We start from the raw sequence: 21,180 nt of genomic DNA, 5'->3' as shown, positions 1-21,180 counted from the left end.
ACCGGAAATACCCCCGCGTGCGCGGGGAAGAGCGAGGAAGCCGATTAGGGAACGACGCGACACCGGGAAATACCCCCGCGTGCGCGGGGAAGAGCGAAAAAGAGCCGCGCCGGTGATGATTGGCTCTGAAATACCCCCGCGTGCGCGGGGAAGAGTCCCTCAAGCGCACGAATGCGATTGATTGCACGGAAATACCCCCGCGTGCGCGGGGAAGAGATTCTGCTGGCGTGGACGAGTTGGGGATGCCTGGAAATACCCCCGCGTGCGCGGGGAAGAGCCACGTTTTCACGTGCCACGGGACGCGCGCCACGGAAATACCCCCGCGTGCGCGGGGAAGAGTCTAAGTGACCTGCAGATATTAGCGGGAGTTGTACAATTTCTGAGTGGCCCTGCCGGGTAAGCCAGCGATCACCGTTACCCCATCAATATCCACAGCGGTTCGCGCCGAGTCACCAACTGACACCACGTTGAATCCTTGCTCTCGTGAAGGGTCACTGAAAATCATAGTAACAGCGCCTGAAGTGGGCACAGAGCTAATTCGTTCCCACAAACGTTCCACTACAGCTTTCGACAAGTTCCCCACATATAGACCCACATCGGCTTCAGTCAGGAAGCGGCTTAGATATCCGTGAAAATGCTCCTGCGATGCACGAACGCTCACAACAACAAACATCAGGAATCCTGCCCGTACTGCACATGGCCCGGAACCTGCTCATCATCCCCGATCAGTCGATCATCATCACGTTCCGGCAAATGCACCCGCAATACATCCATCAAGGCGTCCAGCATTCCCTCCAGGATTCTTTTTCTCCTGATCTCAACGCGCAGACCCTTACGAATCGCGGTCACAGGATCCTCATCATGAGCGTGCGAAAACACTAATGGAATAACCGTGTTTGCCTTATACAGATCCGCTAGATCATAGAGCAACGCCCTAATGTCGCCTCGATGAATGATTCCAAGCGCTGGATTAACCCCCAAAGTCGTACAAGCCGTCGCCGCGAGCCCATACATGATTGAGTTAGCGATGTTGAGGCCTACGTTGACCGGATCCTTCGCGTGTGTATCTCGCCTAAAACCACGTATTCTCGCCTTCTTCGCCTCGTTCCGATACGCATTTCGCATGAGGCGGCCCTCCATCCCTCGCATGGCTTCAATATTGGATCCGGGCATATCCTCCAGACCAAATTGGCGCTTATAGAGTTGAACCGCAGCCTGCTTTTGAAAATCCTCCGAGGCAATCAGGCGAGTCTGAGCAATCGCCCAGCGTGCAGATGAGGTCAGCGGTGTCGCATGCGAATACGCATTCACACCATTCGCACCACTGAAAATCACAGTGCAACCGGATCTGGTACACGACGTCAAGGCGGCGCTGGAAATACTCGTACCAGGCCCTAAACACAGCACCGCCAGTCCCGTGACCGGAATCTGAATTCGCGACAGAAGCACTTGCTCATCTTCTTCAGCGGTGTCGCCCTCGCTCCTCCTTAACGCAACAACACCGGTACGGTCCTGCCGAACCAGACACTGATCGACGTACAGGAAAGAAACTCGATCCTCGAAACGGACCTGCTCACCTGCCGGAATAACACTGAATGCTATAGCTTCCTCGGAGTACCCCATCGCTGACTCACTGACCTAGTCCTCATCCACAAACCCGACGAGCGGGTCGTAAAGATCTTCCGCATCAGGCACGAAATAGTAGCTACGCAGCAGTGAATGCGCCTCCCCAAGCGAAACCGGCCCTCGTTTAGATAAGGCTTCGAACTGTCTTCCGCTCAACGGAAGAGAAGCTCTTAATGCTACGCGTAGCCCATCTTGATCAAATGCTCTCACCGCCAATAGATCCTTCGCATCGCCTTCGAACGCTCCGGGAATTCGATCAGGATCGCCGCCGAGGATGACGCGAAACGTCTCGCTCCCATCCAGGAATCGCGTCTGCCTTTCTTCCACCGTCAGATCCTGGGTGAGCTGACTGAAATCTTCAACGTAGGCGTCGGGAAGAAGAGCATCAGATAGCCTTGCCCTTCTGTCGATGCCTGCCCGCGCCCTCGTCGCCCACACCGCCAATTCCTCAATATCATTCGAATCGACAGCATCATCGAAGGAGATAGTCGCCACGTCAACGAACGCTTGCGCATCGGCAGGCATCTGGATTTTCTCATGACTCATGAGCCACTCCCTCGTTCTGCGCAGCTCGGCGGGTAAGTATGGCAAGCACTGCCACGGCTGAGCGGATGAAATTGCAACGACCGACAGGGATTGACATACCATTTTCGGCACTCGCTGAGAGCGCTCAGGATCGGAACGTCTCCACTGGCGTCCGGCTCGTTGAATGACTGAAGCCGGCGGGCAAAGCTCGGTCCTCAGAAGGTCGAGGTCAATATCCAGTGACGCTTCGATCGCCTGTGTCCCGATTAGGACAATCTGATCGCCACGACCATTCGGCCCGAGGGTGTCCTCCAAGGCACTCGCAACTCGCCTGCGGTGCTCAGCTGTCATTCGAGAGTGAAGGACCAAAATGCGTCCGTCGGCCTCCAGTTTTCTGCCCAGCTCCTGCGCTCGAGCGACAGTATTGCACACAATTCCGATACGCGAACGAGGGAAATCGAGACACTGCTGCCGACACCATGACACATGAGAGTCCACGAGCCTTTCATACGGCTCGTCAGCCAGTTCCACTCGAATAGTCCTGCTGGCCGCGGACATTGGCACTGTATTCAGCCCAGCCTCGTTCAACGTCTCTGAAGCCGGAAAGTGTGTGTCACTCAATTGGAGATCACGAGATCTATACGCCGTCATCAGAGCTTCGCGTTGCCAGCTCGGCATTGTTGCAGTCAGGAATGTCACCCGCGTTCGGGTGGCAGAAAGCCAGGGCAGAATTCCTTCAAGAAGTTTCGTCTGGTACTGGTCAAGAGTGTGCACCTCGTCAATCACGACGTGCGCGTTAGCAAGTGCCAGCAATCTGAGGTGAATCCACTTTGCCGGCAGACTTGCCATCAATGCCTGGTCCACGGTCCCCACAGCTACAGGCGCGAGGAGCCTGGCTGCGCCGCTCTTGACGAATGATGAGGGATACAGTCCGCTGGGTTGAGACGATGTGCTGTCCTCGTGCGTATCAACCGAAACAGGATTGACGTAGAAATCCTCCACCGATGCCAACTCGTGCGCCAGTGCCGCAACGTTTGAGGTCGTCGAGTACGCTCTTTGAACTCGCCGCATGATTGCGTTTGAGGTTGCCTGAGTTGGAAGAAGAAAGATGAGACGTTCATTTCGAGTCGAGTGGCGCAAAAGGGCCGCTTCGGTTTTTCCTCCACCGGTTTGCGCCATTAACGACCACAGCCCGTCACCTACCGACAAAGCTTCCTCCTGGATGGGCCGAGGGTCGTGTTCACCCAGGATCGAGCGTTGTGCCTCTTCTTCGCTCCCCCACGAGCTGTATATTCCGACCGTATCGCGCACCCGTTTCGCAGCATCTTTTCGCCGCTGGACGATCCACTGAGCCGGATTCTTCAACGCGTCAGGGGTCCGGGTGAGGATCTGACCCCCGGCTTCCACAAACGGCACCCCTGAAGCAATTCGATCCGCAAGGATCGTCAGACCGGAAAGCAGGAGCGTAACCGTCGGGCTCACTTCATCGGGCATTTCACTGACGTCAACATCGCAGGCCGCAGCAACGCACGCCACGAGATCCCGCTGAGCCTGGAGCCATCCGTACTCTTCAAGTTCTTTGCTTGCAGTCTTCCGCTTAGCTGCAAAAATCCGGTTGTGCTCCCCCAACGAAAAGTAGCCATGATGTCCAAGCGCCGCGAGGGCATGCCACCTGTCCCGCGCCTCGTCGCTCGATGACAGAAAACCCCCAGCGACGCAGTAGGCAGACCACTGCTCGTGTCTGCGAGCAAATTTATTATCGAAATCGCGCAAGGGTGACCCAACCGGTATCTGTCCATAGAAGCCGGACCCGTCGATGACTTCCCGTATTCGTCGCCAGTGGTCGTCATCTCTGCGGTACTGCATCTGAAAAATCGGTGACGCCTTGCCGATGTCGTGAGAACCTACGACGAACTGAACAATTCGGCGGGCATGCTCTCCGAGTTCTTGCTGAAGAAGATCTCGCAAACCATCACGGAGCCAGAGATCAAAAAGCACCTCCGCGACGGTCGCAGAGTCCAGGAGATGCGCCAAGAGCGGATAGGGAGTGCCCACGCCGTCATCCTTCGACCACAGTTCAAGGTGCTCGTTCATCCGCACTTCTTTCCGCACTCAGACTCCTCGTATCGAGGCATGCTCATAACTGGCGTACTGACAGCAGCCCGCATCCGTAGGACTTAGCCCTGCCAACACCGTTAAGAATGAGCTTGTTCAACTGCGCAGAGTCGGCAACAATAGCTGCGCCATCGACCTTATCCACCTGCACAACTCGTTGCGAGGTTTTCCTGCCCTGGCGCGAAGTTCCCAGCACTTCCCTCCGATGGTTGATGATTTCAAGATCAGAAAGGCCGCCGGCAAGCTTGCCTTGAAGCCACGGCGTCATCCTGCTGATCGACTCCGGCGCCTGCTCGTCGCCGTCGAAGGGGACGGGCTTGATGCCACCGTTGCTCCTAGGATCAGAGCCGGAATCTCTGTTCTGCCGGCGCACAGCATTGATCGCGATGCGGAAAGCCACCGGTGTTCCCTCTGGGACCAGCGGCAGCTCCCGAGAGATCATCTCCGCGCCCTCAGGAAGGTTGACCGGAGCCACGCTCGACTGGATGAGGAAGAATGGCGGCTGACCAGGCAGATGCTCGACACGGAATAGCACATTCCACTGCGCCCGAGGGTTCGCGGAATCAGAATCTTCGAAAAGTGCCATCACCGCACGATGACGAAAAAGAGGATCATCCATTTTCCCCGACACTGAACCCTGCGCATCTGGAACTTGCTGCAGAGCAACCATCATCGGGTATTTGACGAGGTAGATGGATCCCATGTCTTTGCCTTTCATAGGGGTCGGACTTCTGTTGTCCGCCCAACTTCGACGATAGCCAAAGAACGCCGCGTTGCGAAGCCTCAGGTCGGGCGATCAATGCCTGAGCGGCAGCTGCAGCACGGGCGACGCTGAAGTGAGCTGCACAACTCTTTGTTCGTGTCCACTAGTATAATGGCCGCACTAGTTCATTTACTTCAGTAGATAGGACAGGAGCATTGGAGCTCAACGCGATCGAGGACGTTGCGTGGATCGATACCACTGTCGGCCTTATGACGCCCAAGGATTTCCTGCTTGAATGCCACACACCAGACGTGGCTCTCCGCCTTGATCGCCCAGCTTTCGAGGTCTCCGCACAGATCAGATTCCTTACCTCAATCCTCGCGGTCGCGATTCGCCACGATTCTGCTGATGTGCGACCCGGCAGAGGCATCGTGAAAGACCTGATCAACAATGGCCTCTCCCGTGACGCTGCAGACTTCATGGTGGAACAGCTTAAGGATGGATCCAACGTCTTCGACACCGAGCAACCTTTCATGCAGCGCCCCCCACTTCCTCGAGAAGAAAAGAAAATAGGGGACAGGTATTCGACAACTAAACCAGACGCTGTCAAGAAGCTGTCACCTGCAATGCCTCCGAGTCAAAGTGAAGATTTCTGGAATCGCAGAGTTGCCTACCCAACCACGCTTGCCCTGCCAGAAGCTCTACTCAAACTCACTACTTATCACTACTTCTCTCCGGCCTCAAACCTCAGTGTGACCATTGATTTTCGCACATCCCCCACGTCGCAGCCTATTTCCTACGTCGAAAAGCCACGTTCAGCAACTCCTGGCTTCCGTTTTCCTGGCCGAAGCCTCACTGCCACAGAATTCTACTGGCGGTACCCCAATGGGTCTTTTCTTAAGACCCTTCTTAGTTCCCTCCCCGCACGCTGGGTTAACGAGGGTGGCCTTCCCGCCTTTGCGGACCGAACCTGTGAAAAATCTCGAGCATCTAATGGTGACTTTTGTTCCCTCTGGTCTGCCACATGGAGCTCCAACACAGCGATCGGATACTGGAAAGGTACCGATCTGGTTCAGGTGAGGGTATGCGGAGTCCCAGAAGAGTGGCTACCGTTTCCTCTCAAAAAGATTGAAAAGAACAAGCGTGGCAAGAAAATACTCGAATTTATCGATACACCTCTTATAGAATGGCGGAACCACCGCAATACGCAGGATCCCTTCTACTTCTACCTCGAAGATTCAAAAGGCGTGCTTAAGGCGCAACGCTTGGACATTGGTCGCGACCCCACGGATCTTTCAGTGGAATGGTATTCCCTCAACAAGTCTGAAAAGCTCCTAGACAGATCTGCTGGCAATCTCTTCCCACCTCGATTCGAAAACGTGGACTTTCCCGAACCGGTTTTCCTCAGACACCTAGTGGAGGGAACGTCCCCATCACCAGTCGTGCGAGCATCCGAAATCTTTCAGCCACGCCGCGATCAATGGGGCTTCGATCTGCCAGAGGACGAACAGGATGCAATTGTCGCAATGGCAGTGGTTGTCACAGATCTGCACCGATATGTAACGGCGGCCTTTCCTCGAGGCGAGGCCAAAACGCAGGGAGGCAAATCACGCACCCAACGGGCCCGTCCACTGTTAGCAGGACGCTATAACGACGTATCCAGCGAATTCTGGCGCAGGATTTCCGCCGTGTATGAGGGATTCATTCAAAGTCTTCGCGCCCATGAGTCTTACCCAGGCGATCTCTTGACGGATCTTCGCGCCGCATCGTTGGAAACCTTCGATGAGATCACTGAACCTTATCTGGCAACAGATGCACAACAGATTTACGAGCTCCGCGCCGACCTGCAACGGGACATCAACAGGCGACTGAAAGACGCTAAAAAGGATGGCAAAGTCGCATTTTCTCAGGATGGTGAGCAATGACAACTGAAAGTCTTCCGGGTAGACAGCTTTTGCAGGAAATTCTCCGGCGACGAAACGATTCCGGTTTCCGCAAGCAGCGGGCGGAACTCAGACGCGGAGCGGACGACACCACCGAGTACTACGCAATTCCGTACGTGTACCCCGCGCTGCCAGCAGGAACTCGGGAGCATGAATATCGCGTGCTTCTTCGCATGGCTGCGATCGCCGCTGAATTCACGGATGTACCCTCATTTGAAAGAACGAAGGAGTTAAGGCGTAAACCGTTTGGACGCTGGTGCCAACAGGTGTCGTGGGCGAAAAAGAAGTCGCGCAGTTCTCGTGAAACCTCGGAGGTGAGTTCCGCGAGCACAGCCGAGACACTCGCCAGTTCTTCACCCACACACGATGCGATCGCAGAGCGCCTTGCCTATCTGCATACGCAGGACTTCGAGGAGGCAGTGAAGACCATCCGCCGCATCCTTCAGATCGCGGAATCAGTGGACGCAGTTCCCGCCCTCGACTACCTCGATCTTTATCGCCTCCTCCTCCACTGGGGTAAAGGCGCGAGCGCGCAATCACGAGCAATGCGGATGTCACCTCTGCGTGACTACTATTCCAATTTCGTTCCCCGGACTGATCAGATCATCGACGCAGCCGACCATTCAGAGGACTCAGACAAAGGAGAATGACTTCCATGGCAAAGAACCTGACCTTGCACTTTCTGACAAACGTGCCGTATTCGAATCTCAACAGAGATGATGCCGGAACGCCCAAACGGGTGATCGTTGGAGGCCAATTGCGAGCACTCCACTCCTCACAGAGCATCAAGCGAGGGATCCGCGCACGATATGAAGAAGCGAGTCTTGATACATCGGTTCGCTCGGGGCAACTGACCGACGAAATTGTGCGACTTGCGTACGCGATCAGGCCAGAATCTGATCTAGAGGCTTTGAAGGAACGAGCCAATGAATTAGTCAGCAAGCTGACTTCAAACAAAGGCAAGAGCGCCAACGGTTCCGACCGCTCAGTGTGGATGAGCAGAGAAGAGATAAACGTAGCAACCCAGAGAGTTCTGGACGAAAAGGGCGGTGAATTCATCCAAGACGACACGACGGGTTCCCTGGCGATAGCAGCCTTCGGGCGAATGTTTGCGAAAAAGCCGAACAAAAACACTGAAGCCGCAATCGCGGTGTCACCGGGAGTGACCACGCATGCCACGCCCATTGAGAGCGACTACTTCACAACTGTTGATGACCTGAAGGTTCGCGATCACAAAACCGGTGCCACCTATCTGGGTGTGCAGCGTTACGTCAACGGCACTTTCTACCGCACGGTGACCATTGATAAAGAACAGCTCAAGCGCAGCTGGAGCGCTTTCGACGATCCCGAATCCCGCGATAATGTGCGCGAGCTGCTTCGGGCAATGGTCTATGGCGCTCCGCGCGGCAAAGAGAATTCCACTGCCCCCTATACCATGCCTGTCCTCATTCTGGCGGAAGAGCAGCGCTGCCGAACCTCATACGAATTTGAAACACCCGTCGAGCCGAACGAAGGCGGAGGTTTCGAGGCACCCAGCATCACTGCCCTGAGCGACCAGTACCAGCGAGCTCGCGAATTTGATGCCGGAAACTTTGGCGACCTGCAATTGCTATCGGGCACCGCGAAGTGTCCGGAATCAGAGTTCCCAGGTGCTGACCGAGTGAACCTTCACGACCTTATTGAGCGCGTCGTCGATTGGATCTATGCGTGATTGACGGCATTTATCTGCGCCTGGCGGGAGTGCTGCAGTCGTGGGCTGGACCGGCAATAGCTGGAAATATCGTCCATACTGAGCGGTTTCCCACCCGGACGGGATTGAAGGGTTTGGTAGCGGGAGCACTGGGGGCGCCGCGTGACGACTGGCCCGAGTGGCTTGACGATGTTGAGTTCACCGTGCGCCAGGACCGGCGGCCGCGCGTAGTTGACGACTACCACACCATCAATCCGCGCACAGAATCTACGAAATTCAGGACGCGGCTGCTTCTGTCACATGGTGACAAAGTATCGGACCATAGTTTGGTTTTCACGCCTGACCAGCAAAACGGAACGTCAGTCGTTAACAGAACCTACCTGGCTGATGGGGAATTCATCGTCCGGATTGTATGCGACGCGCGCCTCGACGAACTGGAATCAGCCCTGTCATCCCCGTCATTCACCAGTTATCTGGGGAGGAAAGCCTTCCCGCCGGCCTTTCCTTTCTATCTGGGACGCGGATCCGTCGATTGTCTCGAGCAAATTCCCACACTCGACTGGCACAGTCATGCGCGCCGGAAAGTTACTCGACCTGACGCTGGAACAGGAACCGCCGATGTGCGGACCGCCGATTCCAACGCAGCGTCCGATTCAGTTCTACCGCGCACGACCCCGCTGATTTTCGTTGAGTATTCGCAGTACACCGGGCCAAAAGGGAAACGCACACAGTGTGCAGTCCCGCTGGCAACCGATCAGACACAGCGGCTTCAAGCGATATCCGACCTGCTCAGCATTCGACGCGAACTTGACTCACCCCCGCGTGGACAGGTGTTGTGATTTGGCCGGGCGGGTCGGACAATGATGGGCAGACATCAACGAGCTGCATGCCGCACAGCGAAGGAGGCACCGTGTCCGACCAGCCATCCCATTCAGACCAGTCAGCCCAGCCCACCCATCCGACCCAGCCAGTGAAACCACCCGTATCTGATGACGATCCACTGCTCACTGCTCCGACCACTCCGGTCACCAACGAGACGATCCGCACTCAGCTTGCGCACCGCACGATCCGCGCATTCACAGACGAGCCGGTCGGTAAGGACATCATGGACACGCTGATCGACGTGGCAAGCCGCTCGCCCACCTCCAGCTTCTACCAGCAGATGACGATCATCCGTGTCACGAACGAGGACACGCGCAACGCGTTGGCCCGCAACGCGGGCCAACCCTACATTGGAGGCACGAAAGGCGAACTGGTCATCTTCGTCGCGGACCTGCATCGCAACGCCGTGATCCGCGAGCGCGCAGGCCAGCCCACCGACCCGGCATCAACGATCAACGCCTATCAGCAGGCCGGCCGCGACACTCTGATCGCCGCGCAGAACTACGTGATCGCCGCTGAATCCCTCGGGCTCGGCACCGTCTACCTTGGCTCCATCGGCGCGAAACCGCAGGAAACAATCGATCTGCTCGGACTACCCGCACACACCTACCCCGTTGTTGGAGTCCTGGTTGGCCACCCGGCCCAGGAACCGCAGTTCAAGCCGCGGCTCCCGCGCGAACTGACAGTCGGCGTTGACGTATACCCTGACCTGGACTCCGATCAGGCACGCGCGGCACTGGATGACTACGACGCCCTCGTCACCCGGTACTACGACATGCGAAACCTGAACAGCCGCGTCGACTCGTTCAGCAACCAAATCATCTCGAAGTACGGCACGAGCCCATCGGAAACTGCCCCCGCCATGCAGGTCATGAACGATCAGGGCCTCATTCAGAGGTAGTCCTCAGAACCCGTCAGCTGAGCGGCTCCCAGAATCTGTCAACAGGCAGATCTCAAAGCTAGTCAGCAGGCAAATCACAAATCCTGTCAGCAGCTCGTTCTTAGAAGTAGTTCGCGGGCGTCTCCCCGCTTACGGCGCGCTTAATCGGCAAAAATGTCGCGAATGCGCAGATCAGTGCTGCCAGGGCGCAGCCGACCGTCGTCAGGAAACCTCCGATGGCGCCGAACGCATCGATCAGGTGACCACCGATCAGTGAGCTGACAGACTGACCGACCACCCACATCGTTCCGCACAGCGCCATGCCTTCGGTAAACCGGTAGGACGGCACCATACGCACAATCATTTGATTCACGTTCACCACTGTCGGCGCCTGTGCCAGCCCGGCGATGAACATGACGATCGCGGCACCCCACATGGAGTGCACGAATACCAGCATCGAACAGCCTACGGCCAGCGCAATCAGCCCGATGTAGAAACGTTTCCACAGCTCACCCTTCCAGTCGATCGCACCGTACGTGAGGGCTGCGATCATGGATGCAGCTGAAAAACAGGCGGTGATCACGCCGGACAGTTCCTGGTGGCCCTGCTCGCCACTGAACGCCACGACCGACAGTGTCGTGATCGACAGGAACGCGCCGTAGGCCAGCTGAATGATCAGCATCGATGCGAACGCAACCGACCACAGGCCCTGGCGCGCCGCCGGTTGTGGCTGCGGGGTTTCGGTGGGCAAGTCGCCCTCGTCCGTGGTGGGTGAAGTGACGAGGGAGTCCTGCACGTCGCCATGACGGTGCAGTATTCGCGAGACCTGGCGCGCGATGGATCGGTGGCGGGTCGCGTACTGCGGGGCCGGTTCGTAGGTCGAATCTGCCAGCATGATCCACATGCCCACGCTCATGAGGACGGCGGCCAGGCCAAGGGACACGAGCGGCGAAATGGAGGTGGCAAGGAAGGCTGCCAGCGGATTACCAATCACCCACATGCATTCTTCGAGGGTGGACGTCAGTGACAGGGCAGAGTTGAGACCCTGTGGGCGTCCGCGCAGGGCGACTGCCCACCGTGCTCGCAGCATGGAGCCGAACGGTGCGTACAGGCCGAGCAGGGGGCTGAGAGCAAAGAGCACCCAGATCGGGGCGCGCAGCGCCAGGGCCACCATGACGGCGATGTCGGCCAGAACCCAGATCGTGATGATGGGAATGGAAACGCGGCGCTGGCCGTGGTTGTCAACCAGACGCCCAATGATCGGGCCGGCAACGGCCGAGGTGAGCGCCACGACCGCTGACAGAGCACCCGCCAGACCATAAGAACCGTAGGCGTGCTGAACGCCAATGAGCATGCCCATTCCGACCAGGGGAAACGGGAACTGTGCGATTGTGCCGCCGAATGCGAAACGAGGGGTGCGCGGAATGCTCAGCAGGGAGCGGTAGACCTTCACACCGCGTGATGGCCACTCATCTGCCGGCGAGCTGGAAGAGTGTGACGCATCGGCGGCGCATTTGGAAGTCTCGGGTGCAGGGGTCACATTCTGCGCGCTCACGTGTTCTCCGCAAAAATCGAGCTGAACTACTGTGTGAAGGGATTGATGAGGGCTGCATAGTCAGCATGCCCTCTCAGTGCACCATTCTCCACCATCGAGCAGGTTGTCGCACCGTGATTCTCCACGCATACACATCGAACTTTCAGTGGCCGCGCAGCATCGGCAGATCCGGGGTATTCATGGGGATATCGTGCGATCCAGCAACCGGATCAGCGATAGTTTACTTCCCGTGAGCGGCCAGTGCGGAAAAGTCGTGGGCGAATATGGCCACGTCATCCCAGTTGGTGAATTCGACACGCTGGGTGAAGTCAATGTCGCGTCCCATGAAACGGCGGATCATCTTGATTACCGCGGCATCGAACGGGTTGTAGAGCGAAAAATCGAGGTCACCGGCAAATACGTCAATCATGTCCGGTTTCCATGGGGTGTGTTCGAAGAAGCGACGCATGTACACGTTTGTTTCGGGGGTGTTTTTGCCATCATTCGCGGCCACGAGGTTCACTCCGAAAAAAGCACTGGGGATGTGAGCCAGTGCTGCAGCGTTGGTGCGGGCAAAGCGCCACACTCGTGGGGAAAAATAACCGTACCTGGTGGAGGCTCCGACGATGACTGCCCGACCCGGTGCAGGCTCGATGCGTTCGCGTCCCGTGATGTCCAGGACGCGAGCATCGTTCCCGTCCTGGCGCAGAATGTCAGCGACGCGCCCACAGATGCGGCGTGTATGTCCAAATCGGCTTGAGCAGAGCACCGCGATGTCCATAAACCCAGTTCCTGTCCGTCACATGTCAGGTACGGATCCACATCATAGTGCGGTTTTGCGGCTCGTAATATGACAGACTGTGGCAAAGAGCGTGCTGCGCGCACAGTTCCCGCTGCTCACACCGTTTTGATCGCGTCCTTGAGTGCAACGCGCTTGCCGATGCGCATCACCGCACGCTCGTACACGATCGAGCTCAACCACACCAACGCCACCGTGGTGACGATCAGGATCGCCGTGCTGATGAACGGCTCCCACCACTGTGCCGTTCCCATGTACAGGCGTATCGGCATCGCAATCGGAGCACTGAATGGCACATAGCTCATGACGGCCATGACCGTGGTGTTGTCAAAGTAGAGGATGACCAGAACGTACGGAATCATGATGAGCATCATGAGTGGCCCGGTCACTCCTGCGACGTCTTCCTGGCGTGACACCAGTGAAGCAGCACCGGCATAGAGCGCAGCCAACACGATGAAGCCCAACAGGAACAGAATCACGAACCAGATCAGAGCCGATCCCAGCTCACCGAGCAGCAAATCCTGCCCCGTCACCAGCAGACCCGTCGTCGCCAGAATTGCAGCCACACCGATACAAGTGAACGCCACGATCGTGTTACCTGCGATCTTGCCGCACATCAGTGCGCGCGCACCCGTCGTGGCCAGCAGAATCTCCACAATGCGGCTCGACTTTTCCTCCACGACGCCTTGCGCCACGTAACTGCAGAATGTGACCGCACTGAGCATGAACAGGGCCGCAAAGATGAGCGAGATCATGAACGCCATCATGCTGTCCACTTGTGGTGGATCCAGAAGTTCAACCTTTGGGTAGGCCGCCAATACATTGATCACGTTGGCCGGTTCTTTTTCCAGTGCCACCACTGTCAGGCCAACGGGTGAGTCACCCTCGTCAATGACGGCTTCGACGCTGCCGTCGCGCAGGAGTTCTTCACCGCCGGACCTGTCAGCAACTTCGGTGGCATCCAGCCCCACGCTCGTGGCCATCTGCGTAACGGAGGGTCCGACAGTGGCGACCGAAGGCACCTCATCATCGCCGCCGAGCAGCCCGGGGATGATGGTGCCCGCCAGGACGCCAAGACCCACGATCGACACCATGACGATGAAAGCTTTGGACGTGAATCGTGTTTTTGCCTCGCGTGCGGTAATCAGCACGACTTGCTGGAACCAGTTCATTCGATGACCTCTTTGAAGATTTGTGCCAGTGAGGGGACGATGGGGCCGAAGTGCAAGAGCTGACCCGCTACGTCGCGACGGTGCAGAGCCTGCTCGACGACGCGTTGTTCTGCCTGCTCGTCGGGTGCTGAAAAGCGTGCAAATCCGCCTTCCAGGGCGCTGACTTCGATTCCGGGCATGTCACGAATCCACCCGCAGTCACCGCTGACTTCGATTTCGAACGAGCGGTCCGAGTACTGTTCGCGCAGCTCTTCCCTCTCTCCCGCGGCCACGATGTGACCGTCGCTGATGATGACGAGGTCCTCACATAGGCGCTCGACCACGTCGAGCTGGTGAGAAGAGAAAAGCACCGGAATACCTGTGTCCGATATGCGTTGCAGGACGCCGAGCACCACATCCACCGCGAAAGGATCCAGACCGGAAAAGGGTTCATCGAGGATCAGCGCTGTCGGGTGGTGCACAATCGCCGCCGCGACCTGGGCGCGTTGTTGATTGCCAAGCGACAGGTTTTCCACCGGTTCCGCAGCGCGTTCCGATAAGCCGAGTTCATCAAGCAGCTCATCAGTGGACGTGGATGCGTCGTGCGCGGACACGCCGTGCAGACGCGCGAGGTAGATGAGTTGTTCGCGCAGCGGCATTTTCGCGTACAGGCCGCGTTCTTCTGGCATGTATCCGAATTGCGCGCGCTGAGCGGTGCTCGTCGTGTGTGAATCGATCAGGACTTCACCCGAGTCAGCTTCCAGGACGCCCATGATGATACGCATCGTCGTTGTTTTCCCGGCGCCGTTTCCGCCAACGAAACCCGTCATGCGCCCATCGGCAACAGTCATGGACAGATCGTGGAGGACCTGGTGGCCGGAAAATGACCGGTTAAGATTTCGAACTTCCAGCATGGTGCTTACGCTACGTGCCACCTGAGCCGATCCGCATCCGTCTGGCGGATGATTCCTATCGGTCGTGCGACTGATTTTCGCTTCCCGCCACCTCCCTGACCCCGCGCCCGCAGGATCATGACTTTATGCTGGATTCATGACGGGTCCGATTGTCGAGTTGAACTCCACATGGGTCAGGCCGCGTCCCACTGAACAGGGGCTCAGGCGTGACATTGTGTTGGCCTGCGTGCTGGCCGCATGGTCAGCTCTGACGGTTCCACTCTACTTGCGTTCGGGCATATTCACGGAAGTTGCCCCCATGTGGCTGACGCTCGCCTCCCTGGCGATCACGTTTACAGCTTCCGCGCTGCGCCGACGCATTCCCTGCACCGTGGCCCTCATTATCACGGCGGCGTTCCTGGTCAATGCGCATTTTGGCGTGCCCGAACAATTGGTCACCTCCCTGTGCCTGTCGATCGCTCTGTACACGGTGGGCGCGTGGGGTCGCCAACGCGTGCGCGCATTGGTGATGCGGCTGGTCTGCACCGCGGCGATCGTGATCTGGTGCGTCGTGTGGCTCATCCTCGCCTCCTCCAATGTCGAACTTTTCCCCGGTATCTCCCGCGCCGGCGTCTTTTCTGCCTATGCCACGGTCATTCTCATCACCGTCATGACAAACCTGTTGAACTTGACACTTGCCTGCGCAGTCGGTGAAGCCTCCTGGCAGTGGGCACGCACGCGGGCACGCCTCGAAGCGCAAGGCGGAGAGTTGGAACGGGAACGTCGCACCACCGCTACCCAGGCTGTCGTGCTGGAACGACTGGCTATTGCGCGCGAACTGCACGACGTGGTGGCTCACCACATCTCTGTCATCGGCATCCATGCCGGCGCTGCCCGGTTGAACCTGACATCGGATCCTTCGAAGATCGGCCCCGCCCTGGAGCACATCGAGGAAGGCACGTCCGCCGTGGTCACAGAGCTGCGCCGCCTCGTGCACACGTTACGTGACCCGAGCAATGGTGAAGACGGGCCGACCGTCGGCATCGCACAGATCCCTTCCCTTGTAGAAGAGGCCGCGCACATCGGTATGGATGTAACCACAGTTGTGGTGGGTGAGCCGCGTCCGGTGCCGATGTTGGTCGACGTCGCTCTATACCGCGTGGCTCAGGAGGCGCTGACGAACGTGCGTAAACACGCGCCGAAACGCAGCCGCGTCCAGGTCATCGTCCGGTTCGCCTCAGATGCGGTGGAGGTTGAAGTGGTTGACACGTCCAGGGCAATGATTGCCGATCGACGAGGGCGGCCCGCGCATTCGGCGAGCACGTCAACGGGAATGGGGTTGCGTGGTATGCGTGAACGTATCGGTGCGGTCGGGGGTACTGTCGAAGCGCATCCCGGTCAATACAGCGGGTTCGTCGTGCGCGCACATGTCCCCCTGATGAAATCGACCGGTGATCGTGATCCCAGCACAGTCGCCAGGCAGGAGATGGCATGATTCGAGTCGCCCTCGTTGATGATCAGGCGTTGGTGCGTTCCGGGCTGCGCATCATTGTCAACACTGCTGACGATATGGAGGTTGTCGCTGAAGGTGCGAACGGACTGGAGGCACTCGACATTGCACGCAGTGCGAGGCCGGATGTGATCTGCATGGATATTGAGATGCCCGTGAAAGATGGGCTCAGCGCGGCGCGCGAGATTGTGGACGAATGTGCAGATAGCGGGCCGGAGATCATCATGCTGACAACGTTTGGAGATGATTACTACGTTGTTGATGCTGTTTCTGCCGGCATCAGCGGGTTTTTGCTGAAAACGTGCAGGCCTGAGGAACTTCTCGACGCGATTCGGCGCGTCGCTGAAGGCAAGGCGATACTGGATGATGACGTGACGCGCATTGTCATGAACGCGATGCGTCAGCGGAGCGAAGGTGCTCGTGGCGAAAGTGGTACTCGTGGCTCTGAAATGGATGCGGGCCACGCTTTGGATCCACGCCAGGCTCTGAAAGCCGCCAATGTGACCGACCGCGAGCGCGAGGTACTCGAACTTCTGGCAGCCGGTCACACCAACGCGGAAATCAGCGAGGCTCTTTTTGTCAGTGAATCCACGGTGAAAACTCACGTGTCGAGTTTGCTGCGCAAGGTGCACGCTCGTGATCGTATTCAACTGGTGGTGTGGGCACATGCGCACGGCATCAGACCGCGCAGCTGACGTCAGGCCCACACGGTGCGTACCCGTGAATACGTCTGATTGTTGCGGCTGGCCAGGCGAGCCTGCGCCAGCGGCCTCATCGCCTCGACGCCCGATACCTCCACAAGCTGGCATGGTCCAATCAGTTCGGCCCAGGCGCGCGCGAATTCTTTGGCTCCGGCTTTTCGCCTTCCCACCTCCTTGGGAACCTGCACGTACAGTGCCGAGGGTGAGATCCGTTGCGCGATCCAGCTGACCATGCGCAACAGCAGCGTCGACGGGCGCTGCGAATCTCCCTGAAAGGTCACGCGCAGCAGAAACCGCGGTGTCTCAATGGGAGCGAAGACTTCACTGACTGCATCGATGATGGTGCGTGCACTCGCATCGGGCACATCCGGCAAAGACACGACATAGCCGGCGGGCATTGCCTGGGTTCCCACTGTGACCGCGCCGTAAGGGCGGACCTGAACCTCATCGAGTGAGACAAGGCGCTGGCCGCGTTCTGAGGCGACAAGGCCGCGGGAGACGGCAACAGTGGCACCGGCATAGACGCGGGCGGGGTGTGAACGCCCTCGTAACATGCGCCATATTTCAACGGGGAGCCGCCATGCGCCTGCGATGCCCAGGAGCACCACCATGAATGCCAGTGCTATCAGGATGCGGACAGGGTGCGTGCCCCACATGACGAGCATTGGCCAGATGATGCCGGCCAGCAGGGCACACAGGCCGGAAAGGAGGGCCACGGCTGTCCAGAGGGTGGGCGGCGAATAGAACGTTGGATTCTTTCCGGCCGACACTGCCGTGTCGTGGCTGGTGTCGCCTGAATAGGGCTGGCCGATACCCCACTGTTCGTAGGTGGCGGCTCGTGACGCTATGAGCTGCAGTGTCTGCTCATTGAGCTGGTTGATGGTGGCACGCCTGTCGCCTTCAAGAAGTGCGCGCAACCTGGCTTGCCCAGTGAGCGTGAGCGAGTGATCGATGCCGGTGACGATCTGTGGGAACTGACCTGATAGCAGGGTGTTGGCGGGCTGCGGCTGGTTGCCGGGGTGCGGGCGGTCGCTGACTTGCAAGTAGTCGCTGGCCTGCGGGGCATGACCGGTTGGCAGGGTGACATCCAGTCCCCACAACTGTTCGTGGCGACGATTCATACGCGATATTTCCGCATCAGAATCCAGGGAGATACGCGGCGGCATCACACAGATCACTCCCCAGTTGTGCGCCACCTTTCCTGGCCATTGGGGATCCAAGCGCAGTGTGCGCCCACGCAGCTGCTGAGTTGCAGCTGATGTGGCCACAGCGGTCAGGTCAATCAGCGTGTTGACGGCCGGGCAGTCCCATCCCTCCCCCAGCAAGCCTCGGGTGCCGACCAGCAGACGTACTGTGCCTTGCTCCATCAGTGTGGATACCGCTCTGACAAGCACTGCCGCAGAAGGGGAGGATGATTCCACTTTGACTCTGGTCACCAGGTGGTCTGCCTGTTCCGGCTCGTTCTCGTCACCGCTATCAACTGCCAGGCGCAGACCGCTGAGTTCTTCAAGGGCGGGAATGATCCACTGCGCGTCAGCGCTGGCAACATGCAGGTGCTGTGAGGTCAGCAAAATCGGGTGCAGTCCCGCTGTTGTCGCGTCAGCACACACTCGGGCAAAACATTCCACCGCGCTGGCAACGGGGCCGGTGGAGCGCCCTCGTCGATTCCCTTCAGTGGCAAAGTCGCACACGATAACTGCCCGAACGTGTTGACCGTCCGCGCTTGCCAGCTCGTGATGCACAATATCGACGGCCGCATCGTTCTTGGCGTGTGACTGCGCCATGACGGTGTCAACCGGATTCCGACCCGCACGGATCCCTCTGTCAGTCAGGTAATATCCAAAGTCTTTGAGTGTGCGGCGCATCGCGTGCCATTCATCGGCTCGGCTCGCATCCGGCAGAATCTTCTCCAACGCGAAGCGTGCACACACCCGTATGGCGCTGTCGATGCTGGGGCGTCTGTTGCCGATCAGTCTGGGCAGTGTGAGTGCTGCAGGGTGATCACCGTGGGTGTGAATCAGAATCTGCGCAGCTGATTCCGTGAATGCATAATCGGCCTCCAATTGTGCATCTATACCTGTAGGCTGCTCGCCGTCTATACCTATGAAACCTATTGATTCCAACAAAAAGTCGAGTCCTTCACCCCCTGCAAAAACTGCCTTCAAAAATCTACGCAATTGGCGATCATGAGAGGTAAGGAATGTGATTTCATCATCTGCCGGCTCAGTGAACCACACAAGATCCCGGTATGGTGCAAGGTTGCCTTCCCGAACGACGGCAGGGGTCGGAACCTCAAAGTCGACGTCACCGAACAGACCTGAATAGGTGTCAAATGCGCGGCCATCGTCCACACTGGGCAGCGTGGCGGTCAGACCGATCACGATCGGTTCGCGGCCACTGGCACGAATACGCGCCAACAGCAGTCCGATAACCAGTGCCCAGTGGTCAAGCAGATGATGGCATTCATCAAGGATGACTGTGCGCACGCCAGCCTGAACTATCCGATCAATTGCAGCAATTGCATGAGGGTGCAGTACGCGTTCCACCAGCTTAGGATCCTGCGCTGTCAGGGTTGTGCGGATCTTGGAGGCTCGACGAGAAATGCCGGAGCGATAAGCCGCGCTATTTGAGCTCTTCAGATCTTTCAACCATTCGTCAGCCGCCTGCACTGAGCGGCCCGCATCCACCAGGTCGTCGATCCACTGCTCCCGCGCCAAATCAGCAACAGCATCTGTGCTGCGGACGGTGGACAATGCCTGATATGTCAGCGCAGTGAAATCGCCGACCAGTTCCGGATCTTCGCTGATTGTAGCTTGAGGTTCATCGTCCGGCACGGGTGCATAGGCGGCGGCCGCCCGGCTCAGCTTCGTGGCAGTCAGAGCCCATTGATGGCGAATAGTTGTCGTGGGAGCCAGTGCAACGGCTTTCCATCCTGAACGCATGGCCAGCATCAGGCCGACCAGTGTTTTGCCTGCTCCTGGCGGCGCCACAATATGCAGGGGATGATCCGGGCCTGGTGTCAAAGTGGCAAGAATGTCGCGTTGGTACGTGCGCAGGGTTCCCGTGAATTGCCACGTGCTCAGTGGGCGCTCGCTCCTCTTCACAGCTATCGGTATCACAGCGCTGACGCCTGTTCCTGTGCGCATCACAAGGCACAGCTGAGTCGTCATCACGTGCGCTCGATTCGGGCTTGTGCATGCTCCACTCTAACCTGATGCGCGGACCACCAGCTCACAGGGCAGCAAGACAGGAGCTTCCGTATGTTCGCCGTTGATCAGGTCACGCAGCATCCGCGTGGCAACGTCAGCCATCTGATCAGCAGGGTTCGTCAGTGACGTCAATGGCGGAGTGAAGCTCGCTCCCATTTCCGAGTTGTCGATCGACACCACGCAAACATCATCCGGTATGCGAATGTCCTGGTCACGCCACACATTGATTGCGGCCATCGTCATCAGGTCCGACGAGGAAAAAACAGCGTCAACTTCGCCGCGCTGAATCGGCTCTATCAACTGATACCCCGCCCGGGCTCCCGATTCAGCAGTGAACGAGCCGTTGACAACGAGTGCCTCGATATCGTGAGTTCGCAGCTCATCACAGAAACCAGCCAGACGATCCTGCGCTGCCACCATATCCGTTGATCCGGTGATAATAGCCGGTTTGCGCGATCCACCCTCGACCAGTCGGCGGGCAGCCATACGACCAGCCTGCTTGTTATCCACATCGACCCACGACTCAAAGGAGGTGGATTGTTCGGGTCGTCCGATGAACACGATTGGAATGGGCGCGTGCATGAAGGTTTCAACCTGGCCGGGGATCTGGTGATGAGAAGTCACGATCGCACCGTCCACATGCCCGTCGTACAGGAATGGTCGCAGGCGCTGGTGGTGGCCTTCCTTGTCTGCAAATGCCAGAACCAGTTGCACGTCCGTGTCATCCAGGCTGGAGACAACCGCCTGCACAACCGAAGAAAAGAACGGGTCGGAAAAGATGCGTTGATCCGGCTCAGGCACAATCAGCGCGATCGTGTCAGTTCTCCGTGTCACGAGCGAACGGGCCGCACGGTTAGGCCGATAGTTCAGCTCCTTGACAGCGCGCTGCACGGCGCGCACTTTCTGCGGTGACACACGGGCATCCCCGCGCACGACACGCGATGCCGTTGCACGTGACACGCCAGCTGCACGCGCCACGTCCTCAAGGCGCACTGCGCCCGTGCGTGGGACTCCCATGA

The 21,180-nt window shown here is 58.1% G+C and carries 17 protein-coding genes and 1 CRISPR repeat array; of the genes, 7 read left to right on the top strand and 10 right to left on the bottom strand.

The features are described 5' to 3' along the window. Window positions 1-4: 4 nt before the first annotated feature. Window positions 5-339: a CRISPR direct-repeat array (repeat unit 28 nt; unit sequence GAAATACCCCCGCGTGCGCGGGGAAGAG). A 19-nt stretch (window positions 340-358) separates the two neighbouring features. Genes cas2e through cas6e form a run of 4 tightly spaced genes read right to left on the bottom strand, consistent with a single transcriptional unit; the run spans window position 359 to window position 4,984 of the window. After that, window positions 359-673, bottom strand: coding sequence for a type I-E CRISPR-associated endoribonuclease Cas2e (gene cas2e, locus HMPREF2975_RS05005; RefSeq protein ID WP_070726124.1), 315 nt, complete (start codon window positions 671-673; stop codon window positions 359-361). Continuing rightward, the gene (cas1e, locus tag HMPREF2975_RS05000; protein ID WP_070726122.1) at window positions 673-1,623 is read right to left on the bottom strand and encodes a type I-E CRISPR-associated endonuclease Cas1e; all 951 of its coding nucleotides are present in this window, start codon (window positions 1,621-1,623) and stop codon (window positions 673-675) included. The genes cas2e and cas1e overlap by 1 nt, the downstream gene beginning before the upstream one ends. Before the next feature lie 15 nt (window positions 1,624-1,638). Next, window positions 1,639-4,245, bottom strand: coding sequence for a CRISPR-associated helicase/endonuclease Cas3 (locus HMPREF2975_RS04995; protein ID WP_070726120.1), 2,607 nt, complete (start codon window positions 4,243-4,245; stop codon window positions 1,639-1,641). Between the two features lie 43 nt (window positions 4,246-4,288). After that, a complete protein-coding gene (gene cas6e, locus HMPREF2975_RS04990) occupies window positions 4,289-4,984 on the bottom strand; it encodes a type I-E CRISPR-associated protein Cas6/Cse3/CasE (RefSeq protein WP_227469253.1) in 696 nt (231 codons plus the stop codon). Window positions 4,985-5,184: 200 nt separating this feature from the next. Here cas6e and HMPREF2975_RS04985 point away from each other — a divergent pair, with 200 nt between their 5' ends. The 5 genes from HMPREF2975_RS04985 to HMPREF2975_RS04965 are packed head-to-tail and all read left to right on the top strand — an operon-like array spanning window position 5,185 to window position 10,385. Then, a complete protein-coding gene (locus HMPREF2975_RS04985; protein WP_083314415.1) occupies window positions 5,185-6,894 on the top strand; it encodes a type I-E CRISPR-associated protein Cse1/CasA in 1,710 nt (569 codons plus the stop codon). After that, the gene (locus tag HMPREF2975_RS04980; protein WP_070726119.1) at window positions 6,891-7,562 is read left to right on the top strand and encodes a type I-E CRISPR-associated protein Cse2/CasB; all 672 of its coding nucleotides are present in this window, start codon (window positions 6,891-6,893) and stop codon (window positions 7,560-7,562) included. The genes HMPREF2975_RS04985 and HMPREF2975_RS04980 overlap by 4 nt, the downstream gene beginning before the upstream one ends. Beyond that, window positions 7,559-8,623, top strand: coding sequence for a type I-E CRISPR-associated protein Cas7/Cse4/CasC (gene cas7e / locus HMPREF2975_RS04975; RefSeq protein ID WP_227469252.1), 1,065 nt, complete (start codon window positions 7,559-7,561; stop codon window positions 8,621-8,623). Before HMPREF2975_RS04980 ends, cas7e begins: the two co-directional genes overlap by 4 nt. Then, window positions 8,620-9,441, top strand: coding sequence for a type I-E CRISPR-associated protein Cas5/CasD (cas5e, locus tag HMPREF2975_RS04970; protein ID WP_070726117.1), 822 nt, complete (start codon window positions 8,620-8,622; stop codon window positions 9,439-9,441). Before cas7e ends, cas5e begins: the two co-directional genes overlap by 4 nt. 47 nt (window positions 9,442-9,488) lie before the next feature. Then, window positions 9,489-10,385 carry an NADPH-dependent oxidoreductase gene (locus tag HMPREF2975_RS04965; protein ID WP_083314414.1) on the top strand — a complete coding sequence of 299 codons (897 nt, stop codon included), beginning with the start codon at window positions 9,489-9,491 and terminating at the stop codon, window positions 10,383-10,385. A gap of 100 nt (window positions 10,386-10,485) precedes the next feature. On the opposite strand, the gene HMPREF2975_RS04960 is transcribed toward HMPREF2975_RS04965, so the two are convergent. From HMPREF2975_RS04960 to HMPREF2975_RS04945, 4 genes are all read right to left on the bottom strand, one after another. After that, window positions 10,486-11,919, bottom strand: a complete 1,434-nt coding sequence (locus HMPREF2975_RS04960; protein ID WP_083314413.1) for an MFS transporter — start codon at window positions 11,917-11,919, stop codon at window positions 10,486-10,488. A gap of 220 nt (window positions 11,920-12,139) precedes the next feature. Further along, entirely contained in the window at window positions 12,140-12,679 is a 540-nt protein-coding gene (hemG, locus tag HMPREF2975_RS04955) for a menaquinone-dependent protoporphyrinogen IX dehydrogenase (protein ID WP_070726115.1), read from the bottom strand. A gap of 116 nt (window positions 12,680-12,795) precedes the next feature. Beyond that, window positions 12,796-13,869: an ABC transporter permease gene (locus HMPREF2975_RS04950; protein WP_070726113.1), complete on the bottom strand. Its 1,074-nt coding sequence runs from the start codon at window positions 13,867-13,869 to the stop codon at window positions 12,796-12,798. Further along, complete coding sequence (locus tag HMPREF2975_RS04945) at window positions 13,866-14,783, bottom strand: ABC transporter ATP-binding protein (protein WP_227469250.1); 918 nt, start codon at window positions 14,781-14,783, stop codon at window positions 13,866-13,868. The genes HMPREF2975_RS04950 and HMPREF2975_RS04945 overlap by 4 nt, the downstream gene beginning before the upstream one ends. Window positions 14,784-14,898: 115 nt before the next feature. Between HMPREF2975_RS04945 and HMPREF2975_RS04940 the strand changes: the two genes are divergently transcribed. Beyond that, entirely contained in the window at window positions 14,899-16,236 is a 1,338-nt protein-coding gene (locus tag HMPREF2975_RS04940; protein ID WP_070726109.1) for a sensor histidine kinase, read from the top strand. Next, window positions 16,233-16,946: a response regulator gene (locus HMPREF2975_RS04935; RefSeq protein ID WP_070726107.1), complete on the top strand. Its 714-nt coding sequence runs from the start codon at window positions 16,233-16,235 to the stop codon at window positions 16,944-16,946. Before HMPREF2975_RS04940 ends, HMPREF2975_RS04935 begins: the two co-directional genes overlap by 4 nt. Before the next feature lie 2 nt (window positions 16,947-16,948). Here the strand turns inward: HMPREF2975_RS04935 and HMPREF2975_RS04930 are convergent, their stop codons facing one another. Then, window positions 16,949-20,122 (bottom strand): DEAD/DEAH box helicase family protein, encoded by a 3,174-nt coding sequence (locus HMPREF2975_RS04930; RefSeq protein WP_070726106.1) that lies wholly within the window; start codon window positions 20,120-20,122, stop codon window positions 16,949-16,951. A 36-nt stretch (window positions 20,123-20,158) separates the two neighbouring features. After that, complete coding sequence (locus HMPREF2975_RS04925) at window positions 20,159-21,178, bottom strand: LacI family DNA-binding transcriptional regulator (protein WP_058237570.1); 1,020 nt, start codon at window positions 21,176-21,178, stop codon at window positions 20,159-20,161. Window positions 21,179-21,180: the final 2 nt, after the last annotated feature.

The organism is Actinomyces sp. HMSC065F12, from assembly GCF_001814535.1.
In the GTDB taxonomy this organism is placed as follows: Bacteria; Actinomycetota; Actinomycetes; order Actinomycetales; family Actinomycetaceae; genus Pauljensenia; species Pauljensenia radingae_A.
Note: the sequence above shows the minus strand (reverse complement) of the source record. Positions and strands in the feature narration are given on the sequence as shown.